Consider the following 10773-nt stretch of genomic DNA (forward strand, 5'->3'; position numbering starts at 1 on the left):
TTATTTCAGCTTATATCTGTGATTATTCTCCCTTCAGCTTATATATAATTGGGCTGTCTAAGAGTCGTTTCAGTGGGTAGCAGCATGCAAATAATGAAATTAGTATTATCATTAAGACTGATAACAGAAGCATCCCTATCGTCATTGAGTCAAACGAAATCATACTGTTAACCTCGGTGGTAAGCCAGAGAATGAAAATACCTAGGCTACCCAAAGCTAAACCTACAAACACAGGTTGACTAGTGTCACCGATCATTAAGGTGTACAAATCTTTCTTTTTTGCACCAATCGCACGGCGAGTGCCAATCTCTAACTTTCGAAGTTGGAGGTTATAACTCAGTGTTCCATACAAGCCTATTGCGGCTAGAAATAATATCAATACCGTTAAGAGCCCTGAAGTCAACGCTGCGGTAATGTCTCCGAAGAGCATTTTTGTATGCAACTCAGATAACATATCAAAGTTGAATACAGTGAACCGAGAGTCTACAGCACTTACAATACTTGCAATTTGCGCACGGCTCATCAGTTGTTCCGCTTTAAACTGAACCATCAGGTAATAGCTAGACTGAGATTCAGGCATATATACTCTGGCGGTATTCGTGTCACCAGAAGGAAGAAAGATCGGCTTTACAACGCCAACGACCTCTATTGGCGTACTTCCACGAGTGAAACGCTTGCCGATCACATCTTGGCTGCCGCCATACATTTCAGCAAATGCTTCATTCACTATCATCACCTGAGCACCCGACTGAATATCTGAACTATCAAATAGGCGACCCGCAACAAGTGTTTGTTCTATCATTGCAAAATAGTTTTGGTCAACTTTTTTACCTAGCGGAGTTAGTCTTGCATTATTTTCAACATCTTTCATTGCCCAAGTACTAAACGGGTTAACAGGGGACTTTGCTTGGCTCACAGATGCAATCTGCGGTTGTGCTTCAAGTCTATCCCTTAATGCTCTCATGACTGCGACTGAGGCATCTTTACTGAGCGGCTCTGACGTCATAGCCTTTACTGATAGCTGAGCTTTGTTCTCTACATTAAATCCCTTATCTTTATAGATTGTTTCGATAGCAAGCTGAAATAAAGTGATATTGGCTAATACTAAACTAGTCACCAACCCAACTTGGCTAATGATCAACAACTTTCTTTTTCTTTTAGATACCTGAACCCCAGTTCCTTTACCACTTGACTGTAACCCTTCTTTTAACTTTTTATAGTTAACGATACTAATCCCAACTTTGGCAAAGAATAGTGCAAGGCTCAAAGCAGAAACAACTGCAATAACGAAAGTAAATAGTGATAGGCTAAGTTCATTTGCTCTTGGCAATACTTCATTCAAATAGTGTCCCAACAACATAAAGCCGAGACTTGCTATAACTAAGGCTATAACCGTAGATATCCCTAAGAGAACACCAGACTCTGCAAACATTAGCTTGAATAGATCAGACTTTTTAGCTCCGATGGCTGCATGAATAGATAACACAGTTTGACGTTCAACTGTACGAGACATAAATAAATTAAGTAGGTTTACACATGAGATTAATACCAAGCCAGTTACACCGCCTAACAACAGTATCGCCATAACACTACTGTCACCCATAATGACATCTTTAAGCGCAACTAAAGCAATTTCGATACTCCACCCTGTGGCTATCCCCTCTTGCTGCCAACGCGAGTCAACAAGCGCTGAAAGTTGTTGTTCCGCCAACTTCATATCAGTATTTGGCTTTATTGCACCCACAAAGAATAGCGCATCACTTACATTGCCCCAGTACTGTCTTTGCGCGTCCTCAAAAGAGTTAAAATCCCAAGGTAGCCACACTTCCGTTTCGTGGCCAGTTTTTAGCAATTGTGGCTCTTTAAAGTCCTTTGCAGCCACACCAATGATTCGATATTTAATGCCTGCTAACATTAAGGTTTTAGACAGAATCTCTGGATCACTACCAAATAGCCCTTGCCAAGTTTGATAGCTTATCACCGTTACTGGATTATAATTATTCAGTGCCTCTGTTTCACTAAAACTCCGCCCCATATGCATGTTCATATCAAACATACCTGTAAATTCTGGGGTAACAGCACCCGTATTTACCGTAGGTTGAGATGGAATTGATGAAATAACATTTTGTTTGTAAGCAATGATAGTCGCATTATCAAAGTAACTTTGGTTTTCGTATAAGTAGACTAGGCCTGGGTACGTAAACGCGTTCGCTCTTGGGCGTTTATCTGGATCTAGCAGCTTGTGCTCGGCAACAAACATATTTTGTTGCTCAGGGTAACTGAGAGGCTTAACCAGAAGTAGATAATTTAGCGTAGCGATACAGAGGAACGCACCGAGCGTTATCCCCATTGTCGTGATAACCGTAAATACAAAACCAAGTCGATGTCTTAGACTCGTCACGGCATCTTTGATCAAGAGTAAACCATTTTTCACGCGACTTTCTCCGCTACTGTGGGGGCTTGTTGGATCACACCATCTAGTAGATACAATCTTCTTTTCGCCATATCAGCATAGCGAGGATCGTGAGTCACCATACAAATTGTAGTCCCTTTGTTGTTTAGATCAGCCAACAGTCCCATCACAAGATCACCACTTTTCGAATCTAGGTTACCGGTAGGCTCGTCCACCAATAATATGGCAGGTTTTTTTACCAACGCGCGAGCGATTGCCACACGCTGCTGTTGACCACCTGACAAATAATTAGGCTTATGATTTACCCTGTGGCTCATATCTACCAGCGCAAGCACTTCGTTTACTCGCTGTTCCACAGCTTTACTATCTAGCTGGGTGTTGCCATAGCGCAAAGGAAGTGCAACATTATCAAAGACCGTCAATTCATCAATAAGATTAAAAGATTGAAAAATAAACCCAATTTTTTCGTTTCTAATTTCCGCTAACGCATCATCTGATAACCCTATTATATTTTCTCCTTCAATTAGGTATTCACCATCTGTTGCGGTGTCAAGCAGTCCTAAAATTGATAATAATGTTGATTTACCACATCCTGAAGGCCCAGATATTGAAACAAATTCACCTGGTTCAATAACGAGATCTACACCTCTTAGCGCATGTGTATCTACATCTTCCATTTCAAAGACTTTAGTAACTTTTTTTAGTGTTATCTTTGCATTACTCAAAATATTGACTCCCAATAAGGTGCATACATGTCAAACTTGACCAATTTAAAGCCCTAGCTAGTTAATAGGCTCTAAATGCTACTGGCGATTTATTTTGTGTATGCATTAAAAACAGTATTATCAGCTAACCTGTAATACATGGCTCTGTTATTAAAAAGCCATCCTTCATACGGTGGCTATGATATTGAATTAACTACCTTCCTTTGATTCCAGTAAAAAAGACTCTATAGCTTGGCTTAACGAGTCAACAGACGGATCTCGCAATATACTAAAGTGATCGGCTACAACAGGGACAACTTGTAAACTCTCACAATGCTCTAACCACTTGGCTTCTTCACTCACTTGATCCACGTCGCTAGATAAAGCCTTCACCCATAGAGTGTGGCCTCGATAATTAGACAGCTGATATGCCATAGTAAGTGACTCAAGTGCCGATATTACCTTTATACGCTCATGTAAATCTGTGGCAGATACTGCCGATGAGAATATATTTTGTTCTATTCCTCGAGCCACAACCATTTCACATAAGACTTCAACATCTGTTTCGAATACATTTGTAGGCAGTATCCCCAAGTCAACATTTAGCTCCAATACTAAAGAATGTAAGGCTCTATGCTGGGATGATAGCTCAAAGTCTGTATGGCTTTTTATTGTCTCTGGTGTATAACTGTCGATTAACACCACTGACACATTCTGTTCTAATTGGGAAGCCATTTCAAGTGCTATCATGCCACCAATTGACCAGCCAGCCAAAGAGAAGAAATTAACACCATGATTATTAAGCAGTTTATTATATTTTTCAGCAACCAAAGATAAACTTGCTTCATCTATTTCCGAGGTGCTAATCCCATACACTGAACCTTTTACGTTTAACTTAGATAATAACGGTGCATAACATGCCACTGACCCACCAACAGGGTGGATTAACACTAGTGCTGGTGCCTCTTTAGACCCCTCAGACAAAGTAATTAAGTGTACGTTACCATCATCATGTCCTTTTATATTTTCTGATGCCAACACATCGACCAACTCTTTCGCTGTTGGGTTTTCAAATATATCTTTTAGTTTCAGATTACTATCAAACTTATTGTTGATTTCTCTTGTCAACATGGGAACCAATAATGAGTGCCCTCCAAGGTGGAAGAAGTTAGCTGTCATATCTAGTTGGTTTGGCGCTTTGTCTAGCACTTTGGCTAACACATTGATTAGATCTTGCTCCGCTTTAGAACTGGGAAGCTGCAAATCGCTCACGCTAGGTGTGTGATAGCCCGCTAACAACTCAGCTTTATCTATTTTCCCATTAGCATTTAGTGGCCATTCTGTAACAACCTCAAGGTATTGAGGCAGCATATAGTTTGGCATCACAGCTTTCAGCTTCTCTCTGATGCCATCCACGCTAATCGTAGCATCAGCTAGTTTGATAAAGGCGATGAGTTGTGGCCCATGAGGTTGATTTTCTGTTAATACCAAAGCTGACTCAACCTCTTTAAGTCCAATTAGATGGCTTTCAACTTCAGCTAGCTCTAATCTATATCCCCTAATCTTAACTTGCGAATCCTTTCTCCCTAAGAACTCAATACACCCAGACTCGGAGTACTTCACTAGGTCACCAGTACGATAGATTACACGGGATCCGGTTTGTTTATGCTGGTCATAGTATGGATTATTAATAAATACTTTTTGTGTCAACTCGGGTTTATTTAGATACCCGCGTGCTAAACCATCCCCTCCGATATACAACTCGCCAATATGGTGCTCAGAGCACAACTCCAGTTGCGCATTCAGTATGTATAATTGATTATTTTTATTAGGCTTACCTATCGGTATAACCTCATTCACCAGATCAGCTGCTGAAGTAACATAAGTCGTTGCAGTAATTGTCGCTTCCGTAGGACCGTAAGTATTTACCAAGATCGTACTTTGTGGCATTTGCATGTAATGCCTCTTAACGGTCGAATGGGTAAGCTCCTCGCCACCAACAATAACCATTCGTAGTGTTGTTTCTTCAATTACCACTTCCTCAGTAAGTTGTTGCGCCCAAAATGCCGTTGGCAAACTTGCTATTGTTACGCCTTTTTCATCGCAAAATTGAGTAAATTGCGCCAGCCCCAACATGCAGTCTTCATTTCTAAGCTCTAACCTTGCACCATGACAAAGCGCCCCGAAGAATTCTTCAATAAAGATATCGAATGAGGTGTTTGAAAACTGTAACACGCAATCTGTGTACGAAATATTATAACTATGTGTGATATGATTTTGATAGTTCACAATAGCTTTATGCTCAATCATCACGCCTTTTGGTTGCCCTGTCGAGCCTGAGGTATAAATTACATACGCCAGATGTGATGCGCTCACACCGACCTCTTGTGGCCGAGTGCGTGGATACGCATCGCATGGATGCGGCTCCCCTAAGGCAAATCCATCTAACTTTACTTGCGTTTTGGTAAAACTCACTAATGCCTCTGCCGTCTCTCCATGGCTCACTATCACCGATAATGACGCATCTGCTATCATATACTCCAAACGACTCCGCGGATAACTCGGGTCTAGTGGCACATAAGCACCGCCTGCTTTTAAAATACCTAAAACCGCTATCACCATCTCCAGTGACCTATCCGCGCACACACCCACTAAGCTCTCTGGCCCTATCCCATGCTCTGCGCGCAGGTAATGTGCTAGCTGATTTGCTTTCTCATCCAGTGTTTTATATTGTAAAACCTCATCACCAAATGCTACCGCTACCTGCTCTGGTATCAAGTCTACTTGACGCTCAAACAACGTATGAATACAAGCCGACTTATCATACTCTACTGCTGTGTCGTTCAGTGTATACAGCAGCTTGTACTCTTCTTCTTCCGATAATAACGGCAAGCTACTCACTGCTGTTTGTGCACTGGCTTCACTTAACCCTGTCAGTAGCCGCTCAAAATGCGCATTCAGTTGGGCTATATGTTCTTTATCAAACAGGCTAACATCATAGTTCCAGTGTACTGTAACGCCTTGGTCGTTAATTTGAATATCTATATCCAAATCAAACTTCGCCTGTACACTATCCCCGCTATATGCCTTGACTGTCACACCCGGTAGCTTAAACCCTGCTTTATCCGCATCACTCGATAAACCGTAATCACTATTGGTCGTCATCATGATTTGAAATAGTGGGCTGTGTGAGCCACTGCGTGGCACTTTCAAACGCTCGACTATTTGCTCAAAGGGCGCTGACTGATTTGCTTGTGCATCTAGATTAACTTGTCTTATGTGTGCTAAATACTCACCTACCGTCTTATGACCAGTATCCGCTCTTAGCACTAAGGTGTTGACGAAAAACCCTATCAGTGGTGCCAGCTCTCGCTGCTCCCGATTCGCTATTGGTGTGCCTATGACCACATCCTTACTGTTTCCATGTCTCGACAGTAGTAACGATAAGGCTCCATGCAATAGCATAAACGGAGTGATTTTGAATTGCTGCGCCATCTTCAGAAGTGCTTGCGCCAATTCTTTGGGTAAGACTCCTGTGACTCGCTCACCTTGATATTGCTTTTGTGCCGGCCTTGCTTTATCTAATGGCAAACTGTGGAGTGCAGGTAACCCTTCAAGTTGCTGCTCCCAATAATCCAGCTGACCTTCAAGCTGCTCTTGTGCCAAATAGTGACGCTGCCAATGAGCATAATCGGCATACTGCACCGCGAGTTCTGGTAAGGGGTTAGCTTCACCTGCTTCTTGCGCATGATACAGTGCAAAAAACTCCTTCATCAGGATTTCCATTGACCATCCATCTGACGCTATGTGGTGCATATTAAATAACAGTACGCCTGATGTTTCTGCGGTCTTTATAAAACTTACCCGCAACATCACTTCTGTGGATAGATTAAACGGTCTCCCTACTTCCTCACGCACATATGCTTTAAGTGCGGCTTCTTTATCTTGCTCATCGAGTTCACTGATGTCTTTTTGCTGAATCGCAAACTCGACTTCAGATATTGTTTTTATCTTTTGATATGCTTCACCATCATGCTCTTCATAGACGGTTCTTAAGATTTCATGACGCGCGATAATTTCACGAAAGGCTTGCTGAATACTCGTCAGACTAATCGTGCCTGACAGCTCAAATACCATCGGCATATTGTACTCTGGAGTGCTACCTTGCAAACTATCAATAAACCATAGCCGCTGTTGGGCAAAAGACAGGGGGAGCTTATCTGTGTTTCTGTCTACTCGAGAGACTAGGTTTGACCCTACATCAACTGCATTTTTTACCAATATAGCGATATCTACGATGGTAGGGTTATCGTAAATTTCCCGCAGTGGTATTTGCACGTTTAGTTTCTCTTCTATCTCAGAGCACAGCCTCATCAACAATAATGAATGACCACCTAATTCAAAAAAATCATCTTCGGTACTGATCAATGCAGGAGATACACTAAATAGCTCAGACCAGATCTGTACTAGTGCTTTTTCTGTAGTATCTTTAGCCTCGATAACCGTAGCTACAGTATCCGTATCAAGAGTTGATGCTGATAACGCCACCTTATCAACCTTGCCATTTGCCGTTCTCGGAAATTCACTCACTACAATCAGCTTGCTTGGGATCATATGTGCAGGCAATGAGGTTTTTAAGTATTGCTGGATTTGTTGCTCCGCGTCTCTTGATGATTTAGTTATCCCTTCTCTAAGCTTGATATAACCCGCTAAGTTCTGTGTCGCACCACGTTCAGTAATGAGCACCACACTAGATTCAACCTCGGTGCAAAGATTTATGTGTGACTCAATTTCACCAAGCTCAACTCGGAATCCACGAATTTTCACTTGATCGTCTGCTCGATTGATGTAGACAAGTTCACCGTCTGAATTAAATTTTACTAAATCTCCCGTTTTATATAATCGCTTTGAGGTATTATCTTTGCTTGGACAAAAATATGGATTAGGAATAAAGCTATTTTGTGTCAATGTCGCTTTGTTCAAATAACCTCTGGCAACTCCATCTCCACCAACATATAACTCACCAACTGAACCGTATGGCAGCAAAGATTTATCTTGGCCTAACACATAGTACTGCATATTGGCAAAAGGAGCGCCGATCGTTACCTGATTGCCTCTCAGACATCGCCCTATTGAACTACAAATTGTTATTTCTGTTGGACCATAGGCATTTAAGAACTCAACGCCTACTGAACCCCACTCTTTTGCAAGCGAATCAGGACAATGTTCCCCACCAACCATTACAGTTGTAAGACTTTCATATTTTTGCACTTTCAAACATCGCAGCATAGAGGGAGTCATAAATAGATGGGATACATCATTGTGGCGCACTAATTCTTTTTCATATTCTAGCGTTGTTGCTAACCGTAATTTAGCTCCACTTACAAGACTCTGCCACATAACCCACACTGCAGCATCAAAGGCGACTGATGAACAGTGATAAATCGTCGCACATAGAGATAGTTGGGTATATTTGAGGGAAGTTATCATATTGTTGTGTAAACTTTGATGCTCAATCATCACGCCTTTCGGCTGCCCTGTCGAGCCCGATGTATAAATCACATACGCTAAATTTGATGAACCAACACCCACCTGTCTTGGCCTAACGCGCGGATAGGCGTCACAAGGATGTCCTTGCCCTAACGCAAATCCATCTAACGCTACCTCCTCTCCCATAAAGTTCGATAGCGCCTCTCCCGTCTCCCCATAACTCAATACCACATCCAGTGACGCGTCTTCTATCATATACTCCAAACGACTCCGCGGATAACTCGGGTCTAGTGGTACATAAGCACCGCCTGCTTTTAAAATACCTAAAACCGCTATCACCATCTCCAGTGACCTATCCGCGCACACACCCACTAAGCTCTCTGGCCCTATCCCATGCTCTGCGCGCAGGTAATGTGCTAGCTGATTTGCTTTCTCATCCAGTGTTTTATATTGTAAAACCTCATCACCAAATGCTACCGCTACCTGCCCTGGTATCAAGTCTACTTGACGCTCAAACAACGTATGAATACAAGCCGACTTATCATACTCTACTGCTGTGTCGTTCAGTGTATACAGCAGCTTGTGCTCTTCTTCTTCCGATAATAACGGCAAGCTACTCACTGCTGTTTGTGCACTGGCTTCACTTAACCCTGTCAGTAGCCGCTCAAAATGCGCATTCAGTTGGGCTATATGTTCTTTATCAAACAGGCTAACATCATAGTTCCAGTGTACTGTAACGCCTTGGTCGTTAATTTGAATATCTATATCCAAATCAAACTTCGCCTGTACACTATCCCCGCTATATGCCTTGACTGTCACACCCGGTAGCTTAAACCCTGCTTTATCCGCATCACTCGATAAACCGTAATCACTATTGGTCGTCATCATGATTTGAAATAGTGGGCTGTGTGAGCCACTGCGTGGCACTTTCAAACGCTCGACTATTTGCTCAAAGGGCGCTGACTGATTTGCTTGTGCATCTAGATTAACTTGTCTTATGTGTGCTAAATACTCACCTACCGTCTTATGACCAGTATCCGCTCTTAGCACTAAGGTGTTGACGAAAAACCCTATCAGTGGTGTCAGCTCTCGCTGCTCCCGATTCGCTATTGGTGTGCCTATGACCACATCCTTACTGTTTCCATGTCTCGACAGTAGTAACGATAAGGCTCCATGCAATAGCATAAACGGAGTGATTTTGAATTGCTGCGCCATCTTCAAAAGTGCTTGCGCCAATTCTTTGGGTAAGACTCCTGTGACTCGCTCACCTTGATATTGCTTTTGTGCCGGCCTTGCTTTATCTAATGGCAAACTGTGGAGTGCAGGTAACCCTTCAAGTTGCTGCTCCCAATAATCCAGCTGACCTTCAAGCTGCTCTTGTGCCAAATAGTGACGCTGCCAATGAGCATAATCGGCATACTGCACCGCGAGTTCTGGTAAGGGGTTAGCTTCACCTGCTTCTTGCGCATGATACAGTGCAAAAAACTCCTTCATCAGGATTTCCATTGACCATCCATCTGACGCTATGTGGTGCATATTAAATAACAGTACGCCTGATGTTTCTGCGGTCTTTATAAAACTTACCCGCAACATCACTTCTGTGGATAGATTAAACGGTCTCCCTACTTCCTCACGCACATATGCTTTAAGTGCGGCTTCTTTATCTTGCTCATCGAGTTCACTGATGTCTTTTTGCTGAATCGCAAACTCGACTTCAGATATTGTTTTTATCTTTTGATATGCTTCACCATCATGCTCTTCATAGACGGTTCTTAAGATTTCATGACGCGCGATAATTTCACGAAAGGCTTGCTGAATACTCGTCAGACTAATCGTGCCTGACAGCTCAAATACCATCGGCATATTGTACTCTGGAGTGCTACCTTGCAAACTATCAATAAACCATAGCCGCTGTTGGGCAAAAGACAGGGGGAGCTTATCTGTGTTTCTGTCTACTGGGATGACCGAATTGCTTTCCACTTGAGAACGAAGTGACGCTAAGCGCGTTAAGCAATCAATAAATTCTCTCTTATTTTGCTTTATAAGATCACTTATTTCAGCTGTGATGGCTCCCTTGGGGGCCTTAGCAGTTAACGATCCATTCTCTGTCATTTGCAAAATAATGTCTTGTCTAGCCAACTGCTGGATAAGGTTTAATGCATTCAT

At 42.5% G+C, this 10773-nt stretch carries 3 protein-coding genes; all 3 read right to left on the reverse strand.

What is annotated here, in order from left to right; genetic code table 11:
* Positions 1 to 22: 22 nt before the first annotated feature.
* On the reverse strand, positions 23 to 2434 hold the full coding sequence (locus B1L02_RS18160) for an ABC transporter permease (RefSeq protein ID WP_088532152.1): 2412 nt from the start codon (positions 2432 to 2434) through the stop codon (positions 23 to 25).
* Complete coding sequence (locus tag B1L02_RS18165) at positions 2431 to 3138, reverse strand: ABC transporter ATP-binding protein (RefSeq protein ID WP_410477291.1); 708 nt, start codon at positions 3136 to 3138, stop codon at positions 2431 to 2433. The genes B1L02_RS18160 and B1L02_RS18165 overlap by 4 nt, the downstream gene beginning before the upstream one ends.
* A gap of 189 nt (positions 3139 to 3327) precedes the next feature.
* On the reverse strand, positions 3328 to 10773 hold the full coding sequence (locus B1L02_RS18170) for a non-ribosomal peptide synthetase (RefSeq protein WP_167651268.1): 7446 nt from the start codon (positions 10771 to 10773) through the stop codon (positions 3328 to 3330).

The organism is Pseudoalteromonas piscicida (assembly GCF_002208135.1).
Lineage (GTDB): Bacteria > Pseudomonadota > Gammaproteobacteria > Enterobacterales > Alteromonadaceae > Pseudoalteromonas > Pseudoalteromonas piscicida_A.